At 71.0% G+C, this 24,545-nt stretch carries 22 protein-coding genes and 1 pseudogene; 10 read left to right on the forward strand and 13 right to left on the reverse strand.

Going from position 1 to position 24,545, the window contains the following annotated elements; genetic code table 11:
- Positions 1 to 165 precede the first annotated feature (165 nt).
- Complete coding sequence (locus ACZ7OO_RS04430) at positions 166 to 513, reverse strand: CGNR zinc finger domain-containing protein (RefSeq protein ID WP_471501386.1); 348 nt, start codon at positions 511 to 513, stop codon at positions 166 to 168.
- Positions 514 to 680: 167 nt separating this feature from the next.
- On the reverse strand, positions 681 to 1,334 hold the full coding sequence (locus ACZ7OO_RS04435) for a dienelactone hydrolase family protein (protein ID WP_471501388.1): 654 nt from the start codon (positions 1,332 to 1,334) through the stop codon (positions 681 to 683).
- Positions 1,335 to 1,531: 197 nt separating this feature from the next.
- On the opposite strand from ACZ7OO_RS04435, the gene ACZ7OO_RS04440 reads away from it, so the two are divergent.
- Positions 1,532 to 1,996: an SRPBCC family protein gene (locus tag ACZ7OO_RS04440; protein ID WP_471501390.1), complete on the forward strand. Its 465-nt coding sequence runs from the start codon at positions 1,532 to 1,534 to the stop codon at positions 1,994 to 1,996.
- 108 nt (positions 1,997 to 2,104) lie between these two features.
- Here ACZ7OO_RS04440 and ACZ7OO_RS04445 read toward each other — a convergent pair whose 3' ends face one another.
- A complete protein-coding gene (locus tag ACZ7OO_RS04445) occupies positions 2,105 to 2,368 on the reverse strand; it encodes a DUF6479 family protein (protein ID WP_471501392.1) in 264 nt (87 codons plus the stop codon).
- Positions 2,369 to 2,571: 203 nt separating this feature from the next.
- Here ACZ7OO_RS04445 and ctaD point away from each other — a divergent pair, with 203 nt between their 5' ends.
- Positions 2,572 to 4,245 carry an aa3-type cytochrome oxidase subunit I gene (gene ctaD, locus ACZ7OO_RS04450; protein ID WP_471501394.1) on the forward strand — a complete coding sequence of 558 codons (1,674 nt, stop codon included), beginning with the start codon at positions 2,572 to 2,574 and terminating at the stop codon, positions 4,243 to 4,245.
- Complete coding sequence (locus ACZ7OO_RS04455) at positions 4,242 to 4,646, forward strand: cytochrome c oxidase subunit 4 (protein ID WP_471501396.1); 405 nt, start codon at positions 4,242 to 4,244, stop codon at positions 4,644 to 4,646. The genes ctaD and ACZ7OO_RS04455 overlap by 4 nt, the downstream gene beginning before the upstream one ends.
- Here ACZ7OO_RS04455 and qcrB read toward each other — a convergent pair.
- The 6 genes from qcrB to ACZ7OO_RS04485 form a co-directional block, all read right to left on the reverse strand.
- Positions 4,564 to 6,081 carry a cytochrome bc1 complex cytochrome b subunit gene (qcrB, locus tag ACZ7OO_RS04460; protein ID WP_471501398.1) on the reverse strand — a complete coding sequence of 506 codons (1,518 nt, stop codon included), beginning with the start codon at positions 6,079 to 6,081 and terminating at the stop codon, positions 4,564 to 4,566. The genes ACZ7OO_RS04455 and qcrB overlap by 83 nt on opposite strands.
- A gap of 139 nt (positions 6,082 to 6,220) precedes the next feature.
- Positions 6,221 to 6,640 (reverse strand): CBS domain-containing protein, encoded by a 420-nt coding sequence (locus ACZ7OO_RS04465; RefSeq protein WP_471501400.1) that lies wholly within the window; start codon positions 6,638 to 6,640, stop codon positions 6,221 to 6,223.
- A gap of 62 nt (positions 6,641 to 6,702) precedes the next feature.
- Positions 6,703 to 7,440, reverse strand: coding sequence for a metallophosphoesterase family protein (locus tag ACZ7OO_RS04470; protein ID WP_471501402.1), 738 nt, complete (start codon positions 7,438 to 7,440; stop codon positions 6,703 to 6,705).
- Entirely contained in the window at positions 7,437 to 7,679 is a 243-nt protein-coding gene (locus ACZ7OO_RS04475) for a BON domain-containing protein (RefSeq protein ID WP_471501404.1), read from the reverse strand. The genes ACZ7OO_RS04470 and ACZ7OO_RS04475 overlap by 4 nt, the downstream gene beginning before the upstream one ends.
- Positions 7,679 to 8,326 (reverse strand): nucleotidyltransferase family protein, encoded by a 648-nt coding sequence (locus ACZ7OO_RS04480; protein WP_471501406.1) that lies wholly within the window; start codon positions 8,324 to 8,326, stop codon positions 7,679 to 7,681. The genes ACZ7OO_RS04475 and ACZ7OO_RS04480 overlap by 1 nt, the downstream gene beginning before the upstream one ends.
- Positions 8,323 to 8,967 (reverse strand): diguanylate cyclase, encoded by a 645-nt coding sequence (locus ACZ7OO_RS04485; protein ID WP_471501408.1) that lies wholly within the window; start codon positions 8,965 to 8,967, stop codon positions 8,323 to 8,325. The genes ACZ7OO_RS04480 and ACZ7OO_RS04485 overlap by 4 nt, the downstream gene beginning before the upstream one ends.
- Positions 8,968 to 9,157: 190 nt before the next feature.
- Here ACZ7OO_RS04485 and ACZ7OO_RS04490 point away from each other — a divergent pair, with 190 nt between their 5' ends.
- From ACZ7OO_RS04490 to ACZ7OO_RS04510, 5 genes are all read left to right on the forward strand, one after another.
- Positions 9,158 to 9,718: a cysteine hydrolase family protein gene (locus ACZ7OO_RS04490; RefSeq protein WP_471502320.1), complete on the forward strand. Its 561-nt coding sequence runs from the start codon at positions 9,158 to 9,160 to the stop codon at positions 9,716 to 9,718.
- Complete coding sequence (locus ACZ7OO_RS04495) at positions 9,715 to 12,768, forward strand: FAD-binding and (Fe-S)-binding domain-containing protein (protein ID WP_471501410.1); 3,054 nt, start codon at positions 9,715 to 9,717, stop codon at positions 12,766 to 12,768. Before ACZ7OO_RS04490 ends, ACZ7OO_RS04495 begins: the two co-directional genes overlap by 4 nt.
- A 31-nt stretch (positions 12,769 to 12,799) precedes the next feature.
- The gene (locus ACZ7OO_RS04500; protein WP_471501412.1) at positions 12,800 to 14,602 is read left to right on the forward strand and encodes a thiamine pyrophosphate-requiring protein; all 1,803 of its coding nucleotides are present in this window, start codon (positions 12,800 to 12,802) and stop codon (positions 14,600 to 14,602) included.
- Positions 14,603 to 14,664: 62 nt separating this feature from the next.
- On the forward strand, positions 14,665 to 15,678 hold the full coding sequence (locus ACZ7OO_RS04505) for an SDR family oxidoreductase (protein ID WP_471501414.1): 1,014 nt from the start codon (positions 14,665 to 14,667) through the stop codon (positions 15,676 to 15,678).
- 163 nt (positions 15,679 to 15,841) lie between these two features.
- Complete coding sequence (locus ACZ7OO_RS04510; RefSeq protein ID WP_471501416.1) at positions 15,842 to 17,368, forward strand: APC family permease; 1,527 nt, start codon at positions 15,842 to 15,844, stop codon at positions 17,366 to 17,368.
- 57 nt (positions 17,369 to 17,425) lie between these two features.
- Here ACZ7OO_RS04510 and ACZ7OO_RS04515 read toward each other — a convergent pair whose 3' ends face one another.
- Both ACZ7OO_RS04515 and ACZ7OO_RS04520 read right to left on the reverse strand, forming a co-directional pair.
- Positions 17,426 to 18,178, reverse strand: coding sequence for a YoaK family protein (locus tag ACZ7OO_RS04515; protein WP_471501418.1), 753 nt, complete (start codon positions 18,176 to 18,178; stop codon positions 17,426 to 17,428).
- A gap of 112 nt (positions 18,179 to 18,290) precedes the next feature.
- Positions 18,291 to 19,226 (reverse strand): LysR family transcriptional regulator, encoded by a 936-nt coding sequence (locus tag ACZ7OO_RS04520; RefSeq protein ID WP_471501420.1) that lies wholly within the window; start codon positions 19,224 to 19,226, stop codon positions 18,291 to 18,293.
- Between the two features lie 261 nt (positions 19,227 to 19,487).
- On the opposite strand from ACZ7OO_RS04520, the gene ACZ7OO_RS04525 reads away from it, so the two are divergent.
- Both ACZ7OO_RS04525 and ACZ7OO_RS04530 read left to right on the forward strand, forming a co-directional pair.
- Complete coding sequence (locus tag ACZ7OO_RS04525) at positions 19,488 to 20,444, forward strand: alpha/beta fold hydrolase (protein ID WP_471501422.1); 957 nt, start codon at positions 19,488 to 19,490, stop codon at positions 20,442 to 20,444.
- A gap of 270 nt (positions 20,445 to 20,714) precedes the next feature.
- Positions 20,715 to 21,629: a phytoene/squalene synthase family protein gene (locus ACZ7OO_RS04530; protein ID WP_471501424.1), complete on the forward strand. Its 915-nt coding sequence runs from the start codon at positions 20,715 to 20,717 to the stop codon at positions 21,627 to 21,629.
- Here ACZ7OO_RS04530 and ACZ7OO_RS04535 read toward each other — a convergent pair.
- Together ACZ7OO_RS04535 and ACZ7OO_RS04540 are read right to left on the reverse strand one after the other, a co-directional pair.
- Positions 21,620 to 22,051: pseudogene (locus ACZ7OO_RS04535) on the reverse strand (glycoside hydrolase family 97 C-terminal domain-containing protein); the annotation flags it as partial. The gene ACZ7OO_RS04530 and the pseudogene ACZ7OO_RS04535 overlap by 10 nt on opposite strands.
- Positions 22,052 to 22,184: 133 nt before the next feature.
- Positions 22,185 to 24,494 carry a glycosyl hydrolase family 95 catalytic domain-containing protein gene (locus ACZ7OO_RS04540; RefSeq protein ID WP_471501427.1) on the reverse strand — a complete coding sequence of 770 codons (2,310 nt, stop codon included), beginning with the start codon at positions 24,492 to 24,494 and terminating at the stop codon, positions 22,185 to 22,187.
- Positions 24,495 to 24,545 lie beyond the last annotated feature (51 nt).

Here is a 24,545-nt window from a genome sequence, read left to right on the forward strand (position 1 = left end):
CCATGGCACAGGATCGCACCGGACGGCATCCCCGCAGGTCATCGCTCATGTCCAGGGTATGAACGGCACGGGACCAAATCTCCTTGGCGACTTGGCGGGCCGACCGGCGCCGCCCAGCGAAAGGGCCGATGAAGAGCTCGTGATGCGGTGTTGCCGATGCGCCGCCTATACCTGCGCCGCCCGGCGGCGGGCGCGGTGGGCGGCGACCGTGGTGCGGCCGGCGCAGGCGTTGGAGCAGAACCGCCGGGCGCAGTTGCGGGAGTCGTCCACGTGAAGCTCGCAGGCGGCGGCGTGGCAGTGGCCGACGGTGACGGCCGGGTCGCCGCAGACGATGTGCGCGAGGGCGGCGGCGCAGCTGCGGCCGAGCCAGGTCACGGCGTCCTCGCCGTTCGGGGCGAAGTGCAGATGCGGCGAGACCTCACCGTCGTCGTCGGCGACCCGGATCAGCGGTGGGTGCTGTGCGAGCAGGGCGTTGCCGGGGCCCGCCGGGCTGCCCTGGGCGGCGGCCGCCACGGCGTCGCGCAGCCCCGGCAGGAACGCGGCGAGCCGGGTGTCGGCCGGTTCGCTGACCCGGTGCTGACGGAACCAGGCAGAACGGCGAGTGGCCGTCCGCCCTGCGCCGTCTGATGGTCGACTGGACGGAGACGCGCCCCTCCACATGATGACCGGCAGGTGGGGGCCTACCCGCCCAGATACCGCGTGAACCAGTCACCGGCCAGCCGGGCCACGCGCTCCAGAGTGCCGGGTTCCTGGAACAGGTGGGTCGCACCGGGGACGATTTCGAGCCGGGTCTCACCGGGCATCTCCCGCATCGCCGTCCGGTTCAGGCGCAGGACCTCCGGATCCCGTTCGCCGACGATGAGCAGGGTGGGCTGACGGACCGACGCCAGCGCTCCTTCGGCCAGGTCGGGCCGGCCGCCCCGGCTGACGACCGCGCGGATCGTGTCCGGGAGCTCCGCGGCCGCGACGAGGGCGGCCGCGGCGCCCGTGCTCGCACCGAAGAGTCCGTGTCCGAGGTGCGCGGCGGGCCGGTACGCCCGCAGCCAGTCGGCGAGGTCGATCAGACGCCCGGCGAGGGTGCCGATGTCGAAGCGGAGCGTCCCCGTGACCGCGTCGACGTTCTCCTCCTCGCGGGTGAGCAGGTCGGCGAGGACGGTGCCGATCCCGGCCGTCTGCAGTTCCCCGGCGACGAAGCGGTTGCGCGGACTGTGCCTGCTGCTGCCGCTGCCGTGCGCGAAGAGCACGACGCCCCGCGCCGGTTCGGGGACGGCCACATCGGCTTCGAGCAGCACACCCGCGGCGGATATCCGCACGCTCTCCACTACCGCGTTCACGGCGCCCTCCTCACCGTAGGGGCGATCAGGACAGGTCTCCCTCATCGGGTACCCAGCGCGGCACGTCACCGGGTCGCCGGTCGACACGGCACGATGACGGGTGCACTCCGCGAGATCGGGTACCCGGCCGCCACGGGAGAGCGAGTCGGACGCCGACAGCGCCCCGGTGATGAGCCGTATCCGACGAGGAGGAACAGATGAGCACAGTCAAGAAAGCCGTGGATGTCGCCGTCCCGGTCCACACGGCCTACAACCAATGGACCCAGTTCGAGGACTTCCCGAACTTCATGGAGGGCGTCGAGGAGGTCAGGCAGCTCGACGACCGGCACAACCACTGGACCACGCGGGTCGGCGGGGTGCGGCGCGAGTTCGACACCGAGATCGTCGACCAGCTGCCGGACGACCGGATCACCTGGCGGGCGATCGAGGGTGACACCGAGCAGCGGGGATCCGTCCGGTTCGAGCCCCTGGACGAGACACACACCCGAGTGGAGCTCACGATGGACGTAGAGCCCAGCGGCATCGCCGAGAAGGGTGCCGACGCACTCGGCCTGATCGACCGTCGTGTCAACGGAGACCTCAACCGCTTCAAGGACTACATCGAGCAGCGCGGTGGCGAGACCGGCGCCTGGCGCGGTCGAATCCGCCCCGGCGACCTTTGAACCCGCGGAAGACTGCGACGGAAGACGCCGAGGCGGACCGCCAATGCGGTCACGCGACCCGGCCCCGGGCCCGCACGGGTCCGGGGCCGGGGGGTGCGCCGCCGTCTGTCACTTGGCGCCGCCTCCCCCGCCGCCGAAGGAGCCGCTGGAGCCGGGCTGCCAGGGCGGGCGGCTCTGGTTCCCGCTCGACCTGCTCGGGGCGTTGCCGAGCTGGTACGGGGTGAGACGGTCCCCCTCGCTCCCCGCCCGCGGAACCTCCTTCGGCTCGCGCATCTCCCGTTCCTCGCGCACCGGTCCGGTGCGGGGCAGCCTGGGGTGTTCCGAGCGCCCAGGCGGCGCGGACTCGGCGGCGGCCAGTTGCTCAAGAGTCATGTACGTCGGTTCCGGGTACCCGCCGCGAGGCAGCGAATGCCCTGGAGACGAGGCGTGGCGGACGTGGCAGCCGCCGGGTCACCGGTAGCGTCACCCGGGAGTCGACAAACCCCGATAAAACCCGATCTGTCCGGCATATTGGTGTCGTCGTGGCGGGGCGTGCCGGAGGGCGCTTCCCGCGCTCGGCACAGCTGAGGAGGACCATGAGCGAACTCTCGCAACGCGTCGCCGAAGAGCCCGCGCCTCCCGCCGCCCCGGCACCCCTGGGGCGGCGGCTGCTGGGATGGGCGACCACGACCGACCACAAGGTGATCGGCCGGCTGTACATGGTGACGGCCTTCTGCTTCTTCCTCCTCGCCGGGCTGCTCGCGCTGGGTATGCGCGCCGAACTGGCCCGTCCGGGACTGCAGTTCCTGAGCCAGGAGACCTACAACCAGTTCGTCACCATCCACGGCACCATCATGATGCTGCTGTTCGCGACCCCGATGTTCGCCGGGTTCGCCAACGCCGTGATGCCGTTGCAGATCGGCGCCCCGGACGTGGCCTTCCCGAGGCTCAACGCCCTCTCGTACTGGATGTACCTGTTCGGCGGCCTGATGGTGGTGTCGGGTTTCCTGGTGCCGGGCGGTGCCGCTTCCTTCGGCTGGTTCGCCTACGCGCCCCTCAACAGCGCGTACTACACCCCCGGCGCGGGCGCGGACCTGTGGGTCATGGGGCTGGTGGTCACCGGTGTGTCGACGACCCTGGGCGCGGTCAACTTCATCGCGACGATCATGTGTCTGCGCGCCCCGGGCATGACGATGTTCCGGATGCCGATCTTCACCTGGAACGTGCTGTTCACGTCCATCCTCGTGCTGCCCGCGTTCCCGGTGCTCACGGCGGCGCTGCTCGCCCTTGAGTCGGACCGGAAGTTCGGCTCCCACATCTTCGACGCGCACAACGGCGGCGCGCTGCTGTGGCAGCACCTGTTCTGGTTCTTCGGGCATCCCGAGGTGTACATCGTCGCGCTGCCGTTCTTCGGAATCGTCTCCGAGATCCTCCCGGTGTTCTCGCGCAAGCCGCTGTTCGGCTATCTGCCACTGATCGGGGCCACGATCGCCATCACCATGCTGTCGGCGGTCGTGTGGGCGCACCACATGTTCGCGACCGGGGCGGTGCTGCTGCCGTTCTTCTCGATCATGTCGTTCCTGATCGCCGTGCCGACCGGGATCAAGTTCTTCGCCTGGATCGGGACGATGCACCGGGGCTCGCTCTCTTTCGAGACGCCCATGCTGTGGGCGACGGGCTTCCTGGTGTCGTTCCTGCTGGGCGGGTTGAGCGGGGTGCTGATCGCGTCGCCGCCGCTGGACTTCCATGTCACCGACTCGTACTTCATCGTGGCGCATCTGCACTATGTGCTGTTCGGGACCGTGGTGTTCGCGATGTTCGCCGGCTTCTACTTCTGGTGGCCCAAGTTCACCGGGAGGATGCTCGACGAGCGCCTCGGCAAGCTGCACTTCTGGCTGCTCTTCCCCGGGTTCCAGCTGACGTTCCTGGTGCAGCACTGGCTCGGCGCGGAGGGCATGCCCCGCCGGTACGCCGACTACCTGCCGGCCGACGGGTTCACCCTTCTCAACACCCTCTCGTCGGCCGGTGCGTTCCTGCTGGGCGTCTCCACGCTGCCGTTCCTCTACAACGTCTGGCGTACGGCCCACAAGGGGCGGCGGGTCGAGGTGGACGACCCCTGGGGGTTCGGGCGTGGCCTGGAGTGGGCCACCTCCTGCCCGCCGCCGCGGCACAATTTCGTGGCGCTGCCCCGGGTGCGGTCGGAGTCGCCGGCCTTCGACCTGCACCATCCCGAGATCGTCCGGCAGGCGGAGAAGGAGGGGCTGCGGTGAAGGTCGAGGCACTGCTCTTCGGTGGCGTGGCCGTCTTCTTCGGCGCCACCGCCGCGCTCTACGGGGTGTGGTCGCGCGCCGACCCGGCGGGTACGGCGGCGCTCATCGTGGCGTTCGGGATGGCCGCGCTGGTGTCGTTCTTCTGCGCGACGAACTACGTCCGCCGGGGCCGGCGCCCGCAGGACCGCACGGACGCGGAGGTGGCGGACGCCGCCGGGCCGCTGGAGTTCTTCCCGCCGCACAGCCCCTGGCCGATCGTCACCGCGCTCGGGTTCGCCCTCTCGGCGACCGGGGTGGTGTTCGGGCTGTGGCTGTTCCTCATCGGCTTCGGTGTTCTGGCTCGGGGTGTTGCCGGGCTGGTGTTCCAGTACGCGAACCGAGGGGCTGATCCGGAGGGCTGATCGGTCGGCGTGGGGCGCCCGGCCGGAACGACGTCACCGGCCGGTGATCGCTCTCGTAGCCGCCGGCAAGGTTCTGGCGTACCTCTCCGGTCTCCTCGCCCTCGGTCAGCCGCTCCTGTTCCGCGTGCAGCAGGGCGTGGCACACCGCGCGGGTCACGAAGAACGCGACGACGGGGGCGACGATCAGAGCGACCCGGAAGATCCAGGTCAGGGCGTTCACGGAGATCCGGAAGGTCTGCGCGATGACGTCGTTGCCGCCGGCCAGCAGCAGCACACCGTAGAAGGTGACGCCGGCCACGCCGAGGCCGGTGCGGACGGGCCGTTCGCGCGGGCGGTCGCAGAAGTGCTGCTCCTGCCGCCACTCCCCCGTCAGCCGCTGCTCGGCGAAGGGGTAGGCGTACAGGACGGCGAAGAGCAGTGCGGGCAGGACGACGGCCGGCAGCAGGACGTTCCACATGAGGGTGTGGCCGGCGAAGTTCGTCTCCCAGGGCGGGACCAGGCGCAAGGAGCCTTCCAGGAAGCCGACGTACCAGTCCGGCTGGGAAGCGGTCGACACCTGGTCGGGCCGGTAGGGGCCGTACGTCCACACCGGGTTGATCTGGGCGACGCCTGCGAGCAGTACCAGCAGCCCGGAGACGGCGAGGGACAGGCCGAGGGAGGAAGCCGTGAACTGGGGGTAGAGGGGCTTTCCGACGACGTTGGAGTTCCTGCGTCCCGGGCCGCGCCACTGGGTGTGCTTCAGGTGGAAGACCAGGATCAGGTGGACGGTGACCAGGGCGATCAGGGCCCCCGGCAGCAGCAGGATGTGCAGGCTGTACAGCCGGGGGACGATGTCGTGGCCGGGGTATTCCGAGCCGAACACGAACATGCTCACATACGTGCCGACCACGGGGATCGACAGCATGATGCCCTGGGCGATGCGCAGTCCGGTGCCGGAGAGCAGGTCGTCCGGGAGCGAGTAGCCGGCGAAGCCCTCGGCCAGGGTGAGCGCGAAGAGTGTGACGCCGATGACCCAGTTCATCTCCCGGGGCCTGCGGAAGGCCCCGGTGAAGAAGATCCGCAGCAGGTGCACGCCGATCGCGGCGACGAAGACCAGCGCGGCCCAGTGGTGGGCCTGCCGCATCAGCAGCCCGCCGCGGATGTCGAAACCGATGTGCAGGGTGGAGTCGAAGGCCCCCGACACGAGCCGGCCGCGCAGGGGGAGGTACGACCCCTGGTAGACGACCTCCTGCATCTCGGGCTTGAAGAAGAACGTCAGCCACACGCCCGTCACCACCAGGACGATCAGGCTGTAGAGGGCGATCTCACCGAGCAGGAACGACCAGTGGTCGGGGAACGCCTTGCGCAGCAGCTGACCGGCTCCGTCGTGGACGGGCAGCCGGGCGTCGACCGCATCCGCGAACCGCTCTCCCGCCTCACCTGGCCCAGCGTTCACTCGGCGTCCTCCCTCGGGCGGCGTGCCGCCGTACTCCCGCCATTCCTTGCCCGGCGGGCGACGGGGTGATTACCCACCCCGTCGCGAAACACCCGCGCGGCCGGGCGGCGGCACCCGATCGGCCGAGGGCGCCGGGGCCTCAGGTGTTGGGCCGGGCCGCGCTGATGTCTCCCAGGGCGGACTGCTCGTCGCGTTCCATCGCGAGGTCACCCAGGGACAGGATGCCCACCGGCCGGTCGCCGTCGACGACCGGTAGCCGTCGCACGGCGTGCTCGCGCATCAGTTGGACCGCCCGGTCCAGGCTGTCGTCCGGGGTCACGGTGACCAGGTCCGCGCTGCACGCCTGCGTCACCGTGGTCTGCTCGGGGTCGGCGCCTTCGGCGAAGGCCCGGACCACCAGATCGCGGTCGCTCACCAGGCACCGCAGGTGCCCTTCCTCGGTCACCAGGACCGCGCCGACGTCCTCGTCCCGCATCACCCGGGCGACGGAGGCCACCGATGCCTGGGGTTCGACGGTGACCAGATCGCTGGTCATGATGTCGCGCACATGCTGGACCATGACCTGCCTCCTTCTCACTGTTCGACGGTGTCTGTCGGAGACCGGGTACCCCGGGTGCGGGGTCATTCCCCGGGCTGCCGCGTGTGGAGGGAATACACGTGGAAGGCCCGCCCGATGACGGGCTGGGCGACGTTGCGCACCTTCACTCCCCCACCGGTCATGCCGTGTTCGGTGCCGGCGTGCGCGTGTCCGTGAACGGCGAGGTCGGCCCCTGCCGTGTCGATGGCCTCGGCGAGCAGGTAGCTGCCGAGGAACGGGTAGATCTCCAGGGGTTCGCCGGCCAGGGTGTCGGGCACGGGGGCGAAGTGGGTGAGGGCGATCCGTACGTCGCAGTCGCGCCGGTGCAGGTCCTCGAGGGCCGCGCGCAGGCCGTCGGCGCGGCGGCGTGAGTACCGTACGAACTCCTTCATCAAGGGTTCGCCGAACTCGCCGGCGCACCGGCCCACGAACCCGCCGCCGAACCCCTTGGTGCCGGCCACACCGATCCGGAGGTCACCACGGGTCACCACGGTGGCCTCGCCCTCCAGGACGTGCGCTCCGGCGTCCCGGAGGATGCCGGTGACCTCGTCGGGGTGGTCGTCGTGGTGGTCGTGGTTGCCAAGGACGGCGACGACCGGGATGCCCAGGTCCTTGATCTCCCGGGCGACCACCCGCGCCTCCTCGGGTGTGCCGTGCCGGGTGAGGTCGCCGGCCAGCAGGAGCACGTCGGCGTGGTCGGGCAGGGTCTCGAAGGCGGGGCGGAGTGTGCCCTGGCTGTCGGGGCCCATGTGGATGTCGCCGACGGCCGCGACCCGGGTCATGTCAGCTCCTCCGAGTGGTCGGGCGGCGTGGTCTCCGCGACCACGAGGTCACAGTGCACCGGGACGCCCGCCAGCTCTTCGCGGGCGATACGGAGGATGTCCTCGCGGCAGCCGGCCGACGGGACCGTCCCCGTCAGCAGGACCGTTTCCCCCCGGATCTCGGCCCGTACCCCCAGCTCGCCGCACCGGCCCTCCGCGAGCCGTTCGGCGACGTGGGCCACCCGGTATTCCAGGTTCATCACTGCTCCTGTACAGGGTCGATGACGTCCAGCCGCTCCAGTAGGTAGAGAAAGGCGGCGGGCATCGGCTCGTCACCGCAGCGGCGGCGCACATCCGCCCAGTCGACCTTCTCGCGCAGCGCGCGGGCCACCGGCAGTACGGCTCCGAAGTCGCAGTGGTGCTCCGAGAAGGCGGTGCTCAGGCTCACCAGCAGGTCGGTCGCCGACAGGACGGGCATGCGCACCGAGTCGACGGAGAGCTCCTCGGCTCGGGCCAGCAGGTCCACGGTGACCGGCTGGTGGGCCAGTTCGAAGATGATGTCGACGTCCTGGTCGAAGCACGTGGTCTTCACCAGCCAGTCCTCCGGCGGGACGCGCACGGTCAGACCGGCGGAGCGCAGCGACCCGGCCACCGCCTCGGCGTCCTCGGGCAGCACGCAGAAGTCGGCGTCGTGCTGCAGGGTGCCGCTGCCGCCGTGGGCGTAGACCGCCACGCTCCCGGCCAGCGCGAACTTGTGTCCGGCCCGCTTCAGGATGGCGCCCACCTGCTTGGCGGCCTCCAGGATGGCCTGGCTGCGATCGGGCGGCAGTTGTTCCCGCCCGGCCGGCTCCGGATCCTGGCCGACCTGGAGGCCGGGGGCCTGGGCCGCGCCCTGCCCGTGTGTCATCGACGGCTCCCTTCGCGCGCCGCGGTCAGCAGGCAGCGACGCAGCTCTTCGGCGTACGGCACGACGACCCCGGCCACGATCGCCCCGGCGAGCGCGGCCAGGTACCTGGCCGGCAGCGGATGCTCCTTGGGGAGCAGACGCCAGTCCTGCGGGTCGGTGCCGCCCCGCAGGGTGCGGCGGACCTGGTCGGCGTGCAGGCAGGCGGTGAAGGACAGGGCGGTCAGCGGCAGCACCTCCAGGAAGCTGTGGACGTGCTGCTCGATGGGCCGAACCTCGCGTTCACCGACGGCGAGCGACACGTCGTACAGGGCCGTGGCGCCGTGGGCGAGGGCGGCGCCGCCCATCACGGTGAGCACCAGCGGATTGACCCGGGCGAGCAGACCCATGAGCACCGGCACTCCGGCCTCGGTCATCATCAGCGCGTGGACCACGGACTCCTTGGTGCCGCTGGTGTGCTCGATCCGGGTCCGCCGGTGCATCCACCAGTCCGCCAGGCCGGGCACCACCCACAGCGGCAGGGCACCGTACAGCAGGAACCGCCGACTGGCGTCCTCCACCGCGGTCGAGTGGAGCGGGATCCGCAGGTCGTCGGAGCGCCGCCAGTTACGCCAGGCCTTCCGGGGCAGCACACGCAGTGCCATGGGCAACCTCCCTGAGGTCGGTCTGTCGGGGACCCGCCTCTCCGGTACCCCTCCTCATCCGGGCGACACGCCGTGCACAACTCGGTGGCCACCGGGTACTCGGCAACGGACCCAGCCTGACCCGCGCAAGGTGGTGGACGCCGTGTCCGGACCTCGACAGAGCGACGGCAGCGCGCTCGTCGTGATCGACATGATCAACACCTACGACCACGAGGACGCCGAGCTGCTGCTGCCCGCCGCCCAGCGGGTCGTGCCTGTTCTGGCGGAGCTGATCGGCCGGGCCCGGGACGCGGGCGTGCCGGTGATCTACGCCAACGACAACTTCGGGCTCTGGCGCTCCCACCACGGCGAACTGGTCGAGGCAGCGCTGGCCCGCGAGCACGCCGACCTGGTCGAACCGGTCCGGCCGGACGAGGACTCCCTTTTCGTGGTGAAGGCCCGGCACTCGATCTTCTACGACACGCCCATGTCGTATCTGCTGTGGCAACTGGGCGTCAAAACGGTGGTGTTGACCGGTCAGGTCACCGAGCAGTGCGTCCTGTACTCCGCGCTGGACGCGCACATCCGCCATCTGGACGTCACGGTGCCGAAGGACGCGGTCGCCTCGATCCACCCGCATCTGGAGGCGGCGGCGCTGGAAATGATGGAGCTCAACATGGGCGCCCGCATTGTCGGGGCGAAGGAACTCGACTTCCGGGGTACCCGGTCGCCCGTACCGGGAACCGCACACCAGCCCGGAGGTCGGTCATGAGCCCACGCGTCCCCGGAGAGCCCCTCGACGGCCTGGTCACGGCCCTGCGCGCCGGGACCGACGCCGAGGTCCGCTTCGATCCCGGCAGCCGGGGCGCCTACTCCACGGACGGTTCCAACTACCGGCAGGTCCCGCTGGGCGTGGTCGTCCCCCGCACGGTCGAGGCCGGTGCGCGCGCGGTGGAGCTGTGCGCGCGCTTCGACGTCCCGGTGCTGTCGCGCGGCGGCGGCACGAGCCTCGCCGGGCAGACCACGAACGCGGCCGTGGTGATCGACTGGAGCAAGCACTGCGACGCGCTGGTCTCCGTGGACGCCGAAGCCCGCACCTGTGTGGTCGAACCGGGGATCGTCCTGGACGAGCTCAACCAGCGCCTCGCCGATCACCACCTCCAGTTCGGCCCGAAGCCGTCCACGCACAGTCACTGTGCGCTGGGCGGCATGATCGGCAACAACTCGTGCGGGGCGTCCGCGCAGGCGTACGGGAAGACCGTCGACAACGTGCGCCGGCTGGAGGTCCTGACGTACGACGGTCTGCGGATGTGGGTGGGGCCGACCTCGTCGGCCGAGCGGACACAAATCGCCGCCGAGGGCGGGCGGCGGGCCGAGCTGTACGACGGGCTCGACCGCCTCGTCGCCGAGTATCTGGGAGACATCCGGCGCGGCTATCCGAAGATCCCGCGGCGGGTCTCCGGCTACAACCTCGACTCGCTGCTGCCGGAGAACCGCTTCGACGTGGCCCGTGCCCTGGTCGGCAGCGAGGGCACGCTGGTCACGGTCCTGCACGCCGAACTCGACCTGGTCCCGGTGCCCGCCTACCAGTCGCTGCTGGTGCTGGGGTACGACGACATCTGCCGGGCCGCCGACGACGTGCCCCAGCTCCTCGAGCACTGCTCCCCCGGCCAGCTGGAGGCCCTGGACGGGCGGATGGCGCAGCTGATGCGCGAGGAGCACGCCTATCTCGACTCGCTGCGCGCTCTCCCCGAGGGGGACAGCTGGCTGCTGGTGCAGTTCACCGGGGACAGCCAGGAGGGCGTCGACGAGCAGGCTCAGGCCCTGTTGGCGGCGATCGGCCGGTCCGAGAAGGACGCCACGGTCGCCTTCTCCGACGACCCGGAGCGTGAGCAGAAGATGCTCAAGGCCAGGGAGGCAGGGCTCGGGGTGACCGCGCGCCCGCCGGACGACCGGGAGACCTGGGAGGGCTGGGAGGACTCCGCGGTGCCACCCGAGCGAGTGGGCGACTATCTGCGAGATCTCAAAGGGCTGTTCGAGGAGTTCGGCTACGACCATCCGTCGCTGTACGGGCACTTCGGGCAGGGGTGTGTGCACACCCGGATCCCGTTCGGGTTGAAGACGGCGGAGGGCGTGGCGGACTTCCGGCGCTTCCTGGAGCGGGCCGCCGACCTGGTTGCCTCCTACGGCGGCTCGCTGTCGGGCGAGCACGGTGACGGGCAGGCCCGAGGTGAGCTGCTGACACGGATGTTCGGGGAGCGGCTGGTCGGTGCCTTCGGTGAACTGAAGGCGCTGTTCGATCCGGGCAACCGGATGAACCCGGGCAAGATCGTCGACCCGAATCCGGTGGACGGTCAACTGCGGCTGGGCGCAGCCTGGCGGCCGGCGGACCACGACACCCACTTCGGCTACCCGGATGACGACCACTCCTTCACCCAGGCGGTGCTGCGCTGCGTCGGCATCGGCAACTGCCGCACTCATCAAGGTGGCGTGATGTGTCCCTCGTACCGGGCCACCAAGGAGGAGGAGCATTCGACCCGGGGCCGCGCCCGGCTGCTGTTCGAGATGCTCGACGGACACCCCGACTCGGCGGTGACCGACGGCTGGCGCTCGACGGAGGTCCGGGACGCACTGGACCTTTGTCTGGCCTGCAAGGGCTGCAAGTCGGACTGTCCGACGGGCGTGGACATGGCCACACACAAGGCGGAGTTCCTCGCCCATCACTACGAGCGGCGACTGCGTCCCGCCGCCCACTACTCGATGGGCTGGCTGCCACTGTGGGCCCAACTTGCCGAGCACGCACCGGGGCTGGCGAACAGCGCGCTGCAGGCGCCGGTCCTCGGCCGGTTCGGGAAGCGGCTCGCCGGAGTGGACTCGGCCCGGCGGCCCCCGGTCTTCGCCGAGCGGTCCTTCGTACGGTGGTGGCGCGCCCTCGGCACCGCGGAGCCCGACCCGGCCGACCCGGCGACCGTGGTCCTGTGGCCGGACACCTTCAGCAACCACTTCCACCCCGCCGTCGCCATGTCGGCCGTACGGGTGCTGGAGGACGCGGGGTTCAGGGTCGCCGTGCCCGACTCACCGGTGTGCTGCGGCCTGACGTGGATCTCCACGGGGCAACTGCCCACGGCGAAAAGGGTGTTGCGCCGCACTCTCCAGGTCATGCGCCCCTATCTGGAGGCGGGCACCCCGGTCATCGGGCTTGAACCCTCCTGCACCGCCGTGTTCCGGTCCGACGCCCCGGAACTGCTGCCGGACGACCAGGACGTGCAGCGGCTGGCGGGACAGACACGCACCTTCGCCGAACAGCTCGTCCGGCACGCGCCCGCCGGCTGGCAGCCGCCGTTCCTCGCCCGGCAGGCGACCGTACAGACCCACTGCCACCAGCACGCGATCATGAAGTCCGACGCCGACCGTGAACTCATGAACCGCGCCCGTCTCGACGCGGACGTGCTCGACGAGGGCTGCTGCGGTCTGGCCGGGAACTTCGGATTCGAGCGCGGACACCACGAAGTCTCCATGGCTGTCGGCGAGTTGGGGGTGCTGCCTGCCGTCCGCGCGGCGGCCCCCGACAGCCTGGTGCTGGCCGACGGCTTCAGTTGCCGCACCCAGATCGAGCAGGGCGACACCGGGCGCCGGGCCCTGCATCTGGCGGAGGCGCTCGCCCTCGCACTCGACGGCCCGCTGCCCAGCGACCGGCCCGAACGGCTGGCCCGTCGGCCCGCCGAGCCCTCCGGCACGGCCCGGTGGGCGACCACCGCCGTCGCCGGGACGGTGACGGCCGCGGCCGCCCTCCGAGCCGTACGGCATCTGCGCCGCCCGTAACCCACCCATCACGTCAGGAAAGGTTCCGACCATGTCGACGAAGGTCTCCGACTACATCCTCCAGCGGCTGCGCGAGTGGGAAGTGGAGCACGTCTTCGCCTACCCGGGCGACGGTATCAACGGCCTGCTCGCGGCCTGGGGCCGAGCGGAGAACAACCCCCGGTTCATCCAGTCCCGTCACGAGGAGATGTCCGCCTTCGAGGCCGTCGGCTACGCCAAGTTCTCCGGGCGGGTCGGTGTCTGCGCCGCCACCTCCGGGCCCGGCGCCATCCATCTCCTCAACGGCCTGTACGACGCCAAGCTCGACCATGTGCCGGTGGTGGCGATCGTCGGGCAGACCAACCGCAGCGCCATGGGCGGCTCCTACCAGCAGGAGGTCGACCTGCTGTCCCTGTACAAGGACGTCGCCTCGGACTTCTGCGAGATGGTCACCGTCCCCGAGCAGCTCCCGAACGTACTCGACCGGGCGATGCGCACCGCCATGGCCCGCCGCTCGGTGACCGCCGTGATCGTCCCGGCCGACGTTCAGGAACTGGACTACTCGCCGCCCGAACACGCCTTCAAGATGGTGCCCTCCAGCCTCGGCATGCCGCACTACGCGCCGGTGCCGGACGACGGCGATCTGCAGCGGGCCGCCGATGTGCTCAACTCCGGCGGCAAGACGGCCATCCTGATCGGTCAGGGCGCGCGCGGCGCCCGGGCGGAGGTCAAGGAGGTCGCCGACCGGCTCGGCGCCGGGGTCGCCAAGGCGCTGCTCGGCAAGGACGCCCTCGACGACGACCTGCCGTATGTGACCGGCGCGATCGGACTGCTCGGCACCCGGCCGTCGTACGAGATGATGCGTGACTGCGACTCGCTGCTCGTCATCGGCTCGTCCTTCCCCTACACGCAGTTCCTGCCGGCGTTCGGCAAGGCGCGGGCCGTGCAGGTGGACATCGATCCGCACATGGTCGGGCTGCGCTACCCCTTCGAGGTCAACCTGGTCGGAGACGCCGCCCGGACGCTGCGCCGGCTGCTGCCGCTGCTGGACCAGATGGAGGACCCCTCCTGGCGGACGAAGATCGAGAACAATGTCGAGGAGTGGTGGGAGGTGATGCAGCGGCGGGCCGAGGTCGAGGCCGATCCGATCAACCCGGAGTACGTCGCCCACGTCCTCAACGGGCTGCTCCCGGACAACGTCATCCTCTCCGCCGACTCGGGCTCGGCGGCCAACTGGTACGCCCGGCACCTGAAGCTGCGCGGGGCGATGCGGGGCTCGCTGTCGGGGACGCTGGCCACCATGGGGCCGGGCGTGCCGTACGCCATCGGCGCCAAGTTCGCGCACGGCGACCGGCCGGCGGTCGCCCTGGTCGGTGACGGGGCGATGCAGATGAACGGCATGGCCGAGCTCATCACGATCGCCAAGTACTGGCAGGAATGGGAGGATCCGCGGCTGATCGTCGCCGTCTTCAACAACCGGGACCTGAACCAGGTGACCTGGGAGATGCGCGCGATGGAGGGCGCCCCGCAGTTCCTGCCCTCGCAGTCCCTCCCGGACGTGCGGTACGCCGACTTCGCCCGCTCCCTCGGTCTGGCCGGCATGCGGATCGAGCAGCCGGACGGGGTGGCGGGTGCCTGGGAGGCCGCGCTGGCCGCCGACCGGCCGTGCGTGCTCGACTTCGTGACCGACCCCGCCGTACCGCCGATTCCGCCGCACGCCACCCTCGACCAGATCGAGGCCGCGGCGGCCGCCGTGCTCAAGGGCGACAGCGACCGGGTGGCGATGGTCCGGCAGGGCTTCAAGGCCAAGGTGCAGGAGTTCCTGCCGCACCGTCACGATGCCGGGCAGCGGTGAGCGATCCGCCGATCGTCGAGCCGACGAACCGTCAGGACCACCGCGACCCCAAGGAATCGTCCATGTCGCAAGTCGTCGTCATCACCGGAGCCAGCGCCGGCATCGGCCGCGCCGTCGCACGCCTCTACGCCGAGCGCGGGGCGCGCGTCGCAATCATCGCGCGGGGCGAGGCCGGACTCGAAGCCGCGGCGAAGGAGGTCGCCGAACGCGGCGGCCACCCGCTGATCCAGCAGGCCGACACCGCCGACCCCGGCCAGGTGGAGGCCGCCGCCGATGCCGTCGAGCGGACCCTCGGGCCCATCGACGTCTGGATCAACTGCGCCTTCACCAGCGTGTTCGCGCCCTTCACCGAGATCACCCCGGAGGAGTACCGGCGGGTCACCGAGGTCACGTATCTCGGGTTCGTCAACGGCACCCGCGCCGCCCTCGCCCGGATGCTGCCGCGCGACCGTGGCACCGTCGTGCAGGTCGGGTCGGCGCTCGGCGAGCGGGCGATCCCGCTCCAGTCCGCCTACTGCGGTGCCAAACACGCCATCAACGGCTTCACCTCGTCCGTCCGGCTCGAACTGCTGCACCAGGGCAGCAACGTGCACATCACGATCGCCCAGATGCCGGCGGTCAACACCCCGCAGTTCTCCTGGGTGCGCTCCCGGCTCCCCCGGCATCCGCAGCCGGTGCCGCCGATCTACCAGCCGGAGGTGGCCGCGCGCGGTGTTCTGTTCGCCGCCGACCACCCCGGGCGCAAGCAGCGCTACATCGGCGCCACCACGGCGGCGACGATCTGGGCCAACCGGCTCGCCCCGGCCCTCCTCGACCGCTACCTGGCCCGCACCGGCTTCGACTCCCAGCAGACGGACGCGCCCGCGCCGCCCGGTCCCGGCAACCTGTACGCACCGGCCGACTCCGTCCCCGGTAGCGACCACGGCGCCCACGGTGAGTTCGACGACCGGTCGCACGGGCACTCCGTGCAGGCCGCGCTGGCCCGGCACCCGGCGGTGACGGCCGCGACCACGACCGCCCTGACCGTCGCGGCGGTCGGCGGGGTACGGCGGCTGCTGGGCACCAGGAGCGGATAGCGCGAGTCCCCCCACCCCGGTTTCCGGCGGATTTCCGGCGGATTTCCGGCGGCTATGAGTGCCGGGAGCGATGGTCACGACTTGGGTGCGAGCGCTTGTGTGCTTGTGCGGTGCAGTGGACCATGGCCGGATCGCGCCCCTCCCGAGCACGCTGGAGCTCCCGGTGACCGCTGCCCCCATCGCACCCGAGCCGGTCGACGCACCGGCCGCCGCCCAGGAGGAACGGCAGAAGCTGCGCAAGCACTTCGGCCGCTTCGACATCCTGTTCTTCCTGCTGTGCACCATCGTCGGCGTGGACACCATCGGCGCCGTGGCCAAGAACGGCGCCGAGGCGTTCACCTGGCTGATCGTGCTCGCCGTGGTGTTCTTCGTGCCGTCCGCGCTGCTGATCGCCGAGCTCGGGACGGCCTTCCCCGACGAGGGCGGCCCCTACATCTGGACCAGCCGGGCCTTCGGGCGGCTGGCCGGTGCCGTCAACAACTTCCTGTACTGGATCACCAACCCGGTGTGGCTGGGCGGCACCCTCGCCGTCTCCGCCGTCACGGCGTACACCACCTTCTTCAACGACGGGAAGGACCTGAGCACCCCCGCCTTCTACGTCTTCACCGTCGTCTTCGTGTGGGTGGGCGTGCTCGCCGCGATCCTCTCCTTCGACGTCGGCAAGTGGATCCCGACCATCGGAGCCTGGAGCCGGTTCGTGCTGCTCGGCCTGTTCACCGTCACGGTCGTGGCGTACGGGATCCAGCACGGTCTGCACGGCTTCGGCATCGGCGATTTCTCGCCGACCTACGCGGGATTCGTGGGCCTGGTGCCGGTCCTGATGTTCAACTACGTCGGTTTCGAGCTGCCCAACACGGCCGGCGACGAGATGACGAACCCGCAGAAGGACGTCCCCTACGGCATCTTCCGCAGCGCCGTTCTCTCCGTCCTCCTCTACGCGCTGCCGATCCTGGGCATCCTGCTCGTCCTGCCGGTCAAGGCCATCACCGGCCTCGGCGGCTTCGTCGACGCGATCCGGCAGGTCTTCACGGTGTACGGCGGCCATGTAGCCGCCGACGGCACGCCCACGCTCAGCGGGTTCGGCACCGTGCTCGGCGACCTGGCCGCGATCATGTTCATCCTCACGGTGCTGTCCTCCGGCGTCACCTGGATCATGGGGTCGGACCGCGCCCTGGCCGTCTCCGGCTACGACGGCGCCGCGCCCCGCTTCCTCGGCGTGATCTCCAGCCGGTTCGGCACCCCGGTCCGGGTCAACATCCTCAGTGGCCTGGTCTCCACCGGTGTGCTGATCCTGGCCCACCAGCTGACCAACGGCAGCGCGGCCAAGCTCTTCGGCGCGGTCCTCGGCCTCGCCGTGTCGACGACTCTCGTCAGCTACCTGGGCATCTTCCCGGCGCTGCCGTTCCTGCGCCGCAAGTACCCGGACACGCCCCGCCCGTACCGGGCTCCCATGCCTTGGGTCATCAGCGTGGTCCTCACCCTGCTCATCCTCTTCGCCAGCGTGCAGCTGGTGGCGCCCGGAGCCGGCGACCACTGGTTCGGCGCCGACTACAAGCCGGACGGCTGGACCCACGCCGAGCGCGGGAAGTACCTGCTGACGGAGCTGATCCCGCTCGCCGGATTCATGCTCCTCGGTGTCCTGTTCTGGGCGCTGGGCCGCCCGACCCGGGCGACGGCCGCCGAGAAGTAGAGCGCAAATGAAGGGGGCTGACGGCGGTCCGACTCAGCGGTACCCGGCGAACCGAGGTCACAGTGGATCGGTCCAGCTCGCGTCCGAGCGGGTCAGGGTGAACGCGGTCAGTGTGCAGCCGACGAGGAGCAGGGTCGCGAGCAGCAGCGGCAGGGACGGGTCGCTGAAGCGGACGGCGAAGGTGCCGACAAGGGCGCCCGCGAACATCGCCAGGATCGCCGGGGCGCGGCGGCCCGTCCTGCCTCCAGGGCCACCGGCGGCCCTGCTGTCGGAGGCGATGCCGGTGACGGTCATGGTCAGGACGGTCGTGGTCAGGTCCGGTACGGCGAGGGCGCGGGCCATCGCGTTCTGGATGCCCAGGGCGAGGCCGAGCAGTGCGATCAGCGGGTACCGGGTCCCGGCCGCACCCAACGGGGCGTGGTACCGGGCGACGGCGTAGGCCGCCAGGACCAGGACCGTCTCCAGGACGAGCGCCAGATGCAGGACGCGGCCGCGGTGGGCCCGGCACCCGTGGGCGATCCGGCCGCCCAGCAGGGCGCCCGCCGCGAAGGCGGCGAGCGCGGCCAGCGAGGCGGTCAGGGAGAAGCCGGCGGCGCCCGCGATCGCGAAGCCGGAGAAGACGACGTTGCCGGTCATGTTGGCGACGAAGACATGGCCGAGGGCCAGGTAGCTGAAGGAGTCCACGAGGCCGGTGACCACGGTGAGGGCGAGCATCACCGGGGGCAGGGGGCCGTGGCGGTCGGCCGGGTCGGGCAGCACGGTGGCCCGCAGGTCACGCACTACGGGCCGGACCGCGTCCATGATCGACATGGTGGTCCCTTCGGGTCGGGAACAGGGACGCGCCTGGTGGGGGTGCGTCACCGCCAGCGTCCGGCCGGTCCGGTCGTGCTGTCCAACATATGGATGCGGATGCAGCGATCGCTCATGCCGATGGGCCGGCCACGTGGCGGTCGAGGACGTCGAGGAAGGCCGCGCCGGCCGGCGCGAGGCGGGTGCCGTCGTAGACCACGCAGATGTGATGCACGGCCTGGTCGTCCACGAGGCGCAGCATCCGGGCGCCGCTGGGCAGTTCGTCGGTGGTGCCGAGGCCCAGCAGGGAGCCGGGGCCGACGACGGAGGAGCGGGGGACGACGGTGATGCCCACCCCGCGTACGGCGAGCCGGATCATGTCGTGGATCTGGCCGACCTCGAAGTCCTGGCCCGCCTCGACGCCGGCGCGGGCGAACGCCGCCTCGACCTGCCGGCGCAGGCCGCTGCCGGCGGAGAACTGGATCAGCGGGTGACTGTCCGGGAGGTCGCCGAGGTCGATGGCCTCCCGGTCGGCGAGGGCGTGCTCCCGGGGTACGACGGCGACCAGCGGGGTGCTGCCGAGCACCCGGTGGTCCAGGCCCTCCGGGACCTCCCGGGCGGCCAGGCTCACCACCGCGACATCGAGGGTGCCGGCGAGGACCTCGGCGGCCATCCGGGAGCTGGGCGCGTTGGACACCCGCAGGTCGATGCCGGGGTGGCGGGCGCGGTACTCGGCCGCGACCTCGACCATGTCGAGGGACACGGCCATCGCCTGCACCAGGCCCAGCCGGAGCCGGCCCCGGCGCAGCCCGGTGAGCGCGTCGAGGGCGGCCTGGGCGTTGTCGACGTCCGCCAGGATGCGCCGGGCCAGCGGTTCCAGCAGCTCACCGGCGGCGGTCAGCCGTACCGACCGGCTCGTGCGGTGGAACAGCGGGGCGCCGACGTCCTTCTCCAGCCGGGCGATCTGCTGGCTCAGCGCGGACTGCGCCACATAGCAGCGGGCGGCGGCCTGGGTGAAGTTGCGGGTCTCCGCGACCGCCAGGAAGTACTTCAGATGCCGCAGCTCCATGGCATCAATCTCTCCCGCCGATGCATTGCCGTCAATCCATGCGCCTGGCAGATCCGTGTCCGGGAGCGCGCCGCCCCGGCCGGGCCCCGGGGGCTGCCCGTTCGGGCAAAGGGCCGCGGAGGCCAGGCACGCCTTCGACGCCGCCGTCGCCGCGAGGAAGGGCCACCGATCGCCCGCACCGCCGCCGGCTCCGGACGTCTCCCCGTCTCCGGAGCCGGCCAGGACGGGTGGCCGAAGATCATTGCGCGTACGCTCGTGCACATGGTTCAGCATCGAATGGTCGACGTGAACGGGATCCGGCTGCACATCGCCGAGGAGGGTTCCGGCCCGCTGGTCGTGCTGCTGCACGGCTTCCCCGAGTCGTGGCATTCCTGGCAGCACCAGTTCGGCCCGCTGGCCGCGGCCGGCTTTCACGTGGTCGCCCCCGACCAGCGCGGGTACGGCAGCAGCGATCATCCCGCGGACGTCGAGGCGTACAGCATCTTTCACCTGGTGGGTGATGTCGTCGGCCTGATCCGGGAGTTGGGTGAGGAGCAGGCGTTCGTCGTCGGGCACGACTGGGGCGCGCCGGTGGCCTGGCACACCGCGCTGTTCCGCCCCGACCTGGTGCGCGGGGTGGCCGGGCTGAGCGTGCCGCCGCCGTTCCGCGGGGCGCAGCCGCCGCTCGAGACGATGGACCGGAGGTTCGGCGGTCGCTTCTACTGGAACTACTTCAACCGCCCGGGTGTCGCCGACGCCGAGTTCTCCCGCGACCCTCGCACCACGCTGCGGAAGTTCTTCACCATCGCATCCGGGGAGGGCTCCGGCACCGGTGAGGTCCGGCAGCCGCTGGTCGACCCCGAGCGCGGCTGGCTCGCGGACATGCCGGATCCGGAGACCCTGCCGCAGTGGTTCACCGAGGCGGACCTCGACGCGCTCACCGAGAGCTTCTCCCACGGTTTCACCGGCGCCCTCAACTGGTACCGCAACCTTGATCGCAACTGGGAACTGACCGCCCCCTGGCAGGGCGCCGTCGTCACCCCGCCCGCGCTGTACGTCTACGGCGACCGTGACCTGGTCCCGGCGTTCCCCGGCACACCCGAACTCATCGAGCGACTACCCGAGTTGATGCCGAACCTGGTGCGCGAGCCGCTCAGGCTGGCGGGCTGCGGGCACTGGACCCAGCAGGAGCGGCCGGACGAGGTGAACGCGGCGCTGCTCGACTTCCTGAACAGGTGAACCCCGTCGGCCTCGACTCCGCCCTCGTCGTCGCGACGGTGGACGACGTGAGGTTCGGGGGCGCCGACCCCTGCACACCGTCAAGACCCGCGACGCCTGGCTGACCCTGTTCGAGCAGCACGGCTGCCGGGTCGGGAACGCCGCCGAGCCGACGGCCGTCAACCACTTCGAGCTGCCCATGGCCGGCCGGTCCGGATCAAGACACAGTTCAATCGCCGCAACGACCGCGTGACGTGGGGACGGGGAACAGCGTGCCTCTACGATCATCGCGTGAGCGCGTGGAACAAGACCCTGACCGCGGCAGGCATAACGGACCCGGAACTGCGCCGGGACTACAGCATCCAGCGTCGTCTGGTGCGGCAGTACCGGCGCAGCGCCTACCTGGCCTGCCGGGTGCTGCTGCCGCCCGCCGTGCTGCCCCATGTGGTGGCCGCCACGGCCGTGATGCACCACGGGGACAAACTCCTGGACTCCGGTCCGAAGCCGGAACGGGCAGCGGCCTGGGACGCCTGGGAGCAACGGGTGCGCACCGCGCTGGAGACCGGGACCAGTGACGATCCGCTGATCCGCACCCTGTTGCGCACCGTCACCGCGTACCCGCGGCACCGGGAGGTCGTGGAGTCGTATCTGGCCGCCGCCGCAGCCGAGTTGGAGTTCGACGGCTTCGCGACGGAGGCCGACTACCAGGCCTATGTGGACGCCTACTCCCTGCCCGCCTTCCTGCCGATCGCCGGACTGCTGGGGCCCGAGAGCGACACCGACGGGCGGTTCCGGGCGGGTTGCCGCACGCTCATCGACGGCAGCCAGCGGCTGGACTTCGTCAACGACCTCGCCGAGGACCTGCGGGAGGGACATCTGGGGATCCCGGCGGAGACCCTGAAGCGCTTCTCGGTCACCGTGGAGGACCTCGAAGCGGGCCGGGCCTCCGACGGGCTTCGTTCCCTCGTGGAGTACGAGGTCGACACGGCCCGGGCCGATCTGCGGTCGGGCCGGGAGGTGCTGGACCTGATGCCGGCCGCCCACCGGCCGATGGTGAGCGCCCTCATCGCGATCGAGCTGATGACCGCCGAGGCGGTACTGGCCCGCGGTACGGGGGTGCTGCGGGGTTCGGCGTCGCCGTCCACGGCGGGCACCTTCAAGCTGTTGCTCGGTGCCCGCCGGGCGGCGGTGCGCGCTCAGCGGTAGCAGGTGGTGACGCCCGCGTGCCAGCGGCAGGCTATCCCGGCCAAGCCGCCGCCGGCGACGACATCGATGCTCAACTGGTCGCCACCGCGCACTACTTGCCGATCCTGGACGAGGCCGTCGGCGCCGTCCTTGATCGTCTCCACCAGCCAGCCTCCCCGGCCGACGGTCAGGGGCACGGTGGCGGTGTGGGCGGCACCGGCGTACGCCCCGCCGAGGAACCAGCGGTCCCCGCCGCGACGGGCGAGCACGGCCTCCTGACCGGGGCGGCCTGCCAGCAGCCGGGTGTCGTCCCAGGCGGCGGGCTCCTGGTCTAGGAAGGCACGGGCGAGGGCCCGTTGGTCGTACGACTCGGTGGTGCCCGCGAACATCTGGAGCCCCGACTCGTAGGCGACGGTGAGCCCGGCCTCGGCCGCGTCGGAGTGTGCGGCGGCTGCCGCTGCTGCTCGGCCCGTGCGGGGCGGTGGTGAGGAGGGTGGCCGCCAGCCCGGTACAGAGCGCGGCGACCATAATTCTCGAGAGTGAACGGCCATGTGAAATCTGCCTTACGGTCGGTGGTTACGGCAGTCCCCACGCCGCGCCCGGTTCGCTGACGGCGACGGGGGCGATGACGAGATCGGGGCGGGGGCCGGCGTACACGAGGACCTCGCGACCGCGGGGCAGGTCGATGGCGAGGGTGCCGTCGCCGAGGTCGTGGGTGCGGGCCGGGGTGCCGTCGTCGAGCAGGACGGTGAGCGGGCCGGTCAGGCCGTGGCGGAGCTTGAGGGGCTCACCAGCCAGGCTGCGGATGCGGATGAACCGGGTGCTGCCCGCCTTCCGTACCGCGCTGACCAGGAAGGCGCCCTGGGTGCGGAAGTCGTGCAGGGTGAGGTCCGCCCAGGCGGTCGGAACGGCCGGGAAGACACGGATGACCCCGCCCCAGCTCTGGCAGAACATGTCGTGCAGGGACTGCGAGGCGGACAGCGGGGTCTCGATGACCGGACCGGCCTCGGTGTAGTGGGTGTTGGCCCGGCAGGGGTAGCGGGTCGTGAGGTCGAAGAACTTCCGCAGGTAACCGATCGCGGTGTCGCCGTCGCCGGTCATCGCGTACATCGAGGCGGCCCCGGTGTAGCTGTAGCCCCGGTGGGCGCCGGTCAGCGCGTGCCAGCGGACCACGGACTTCGTGATCAGGTCGCGGTTCTCGGGCTGGTCCCAGTTGACGAGGTACAGCGGGTACACCATCAGCAGGTGCGAGTAGTGCCGGTGGGACTGGGCGTACGGGGTGTCGGCACCGATCATGAAGCCGTTGTCGTCGACCGGGTACGGGGTGAGCCGAGCCAGTGTCTCCTGCCAGCGGGGCTTCGACTCGTCGTCGATGCCGAGCAGTTCGGCGGAGTCGAGGAGGGTCTGGCAGCCCCAGCGGATCAGGGCGAGGTCGTAGTTGGTGTCCTGCGGCGGGACGACCGGGTACTCGGGCGAGAGTGTGCTGGGGAGGTGCAGCTTGCCGTCGCTGCCCGGGGTGAGGAAGTGCAGGTAGTAGTTGATCGCACGGCGCAGTACCGGGTAGATCGTGTCCCTCAGCAGGGACTTGTCCATGGAGTGCCGGTAGGACAGCCACACGTTGTGCACGGCCCAGGTCAGATCGCCGGTCTCGGCGCCGGTGCCGGGCTGCCCCACCTCGCGGACGGCGAACATGTCGGAGCTGCGGCCGACGCCGGAGCTGTCCGAGCGGTAGGCGGCGGGCACGTTGGCGGTGAGCTGTTCCTGGTTCTGGCGCAGGGTGGTGGCGAGGGCGTCCAGTTCGGGGTGGTTGAAGGCGTGGATCAGCCAGTACTCGAGCTGGACGTTGAGGTTCCACCAGACCGCCGGCCAGGGGGTGGGCTCCAGCCAGGGGCCCGGGGTGGCCATGACCGGGCCGTCCGCGCGGCTGGCGCAGGCCACCTTGTAGAGCTGGATCCAGTGGAAGCTCTGCAGCCGCTGGTCGGGGAACGACACGAAGCTCTTCTGGTAGAAGGCGTGCCACCAGCGGGTGTGCCGTCGTCTGAGGGTGCCGTACGACCCGGCGCGGCGAAGGTTGCGCCGGGAGTCGGCCTCGGCGGCGGTGTCCGAGGGGAAGCTGTGGCCGACGCTCAGCAGGAGTTCGTCGCCGTTGCGGCGGTAGGAGGTGGCCGTCTGGCCGCCGCCGGTGAGGGGTTGGAGGACCTGCTCGGTGCCGTCGGCCGAAGTCCGCTCGGTCCAGGGCGGGTTGGCGGTGTAGCCGGCGGGCGGTGACTCCTGGATCTTCCGGGGGCTGATGGCCTCTTCGGGGTGGAAGGTCCAGGTGACCTGTTCGCCGCCGTGGGCCGTGGCACGGACGGCGAGGACCTCGTCGTGGATGAGGGCGGCGAGGGTGAGGGTGCCGGCCGTGGTGGTGACGGTGCCGGTGAGTTCGGCGTTCCACAGGCTGAGGCGCCAGTCGACGGCGGTGACGGTGCCGGCCGGTTCGAGCGTGAGGTGTCCGACCGGAAGGCGGGCGGTGCCCCAGCCGCTGCCGAACTCGGGCCGATGGTCCTGGACCCTGCCGTGCTGGACGGTGAAGCGGATCCTGTTGGCGCCCGGCTCCTGGTAGATCATGCTGCCGAGCAGCCCGTCGCCGAGGAACGGCCCCTCGTACCAGAGGGTCGGCAGCTTGCTCCACAGCAGATCCTGGCCGCGCAGGAACCGGTCCCAGGCGCCGTCGGTGGTCATGGTGTTGCGGAGTTTCCAAGGGCGTCGGGCCCTCGTGGCGGCCGGTTCCGTCGACGCCGCGTGGGCGGTTCCGGGCAGGGACACGGCGGCCGCTCCGCCGAGGGCGGTGCCGAGTACGGCTCTGCGGGGCACCGGCGAACGTTGCTCCGGGTGCGAGGTCATCATCGTCCTCCAGACCTGACGGATCATCGATACATCGGGTGTATCGGGAAC

It is taken from the genome of Streptomyces sp. NPDC111744 (assembly GCF_055634995.1).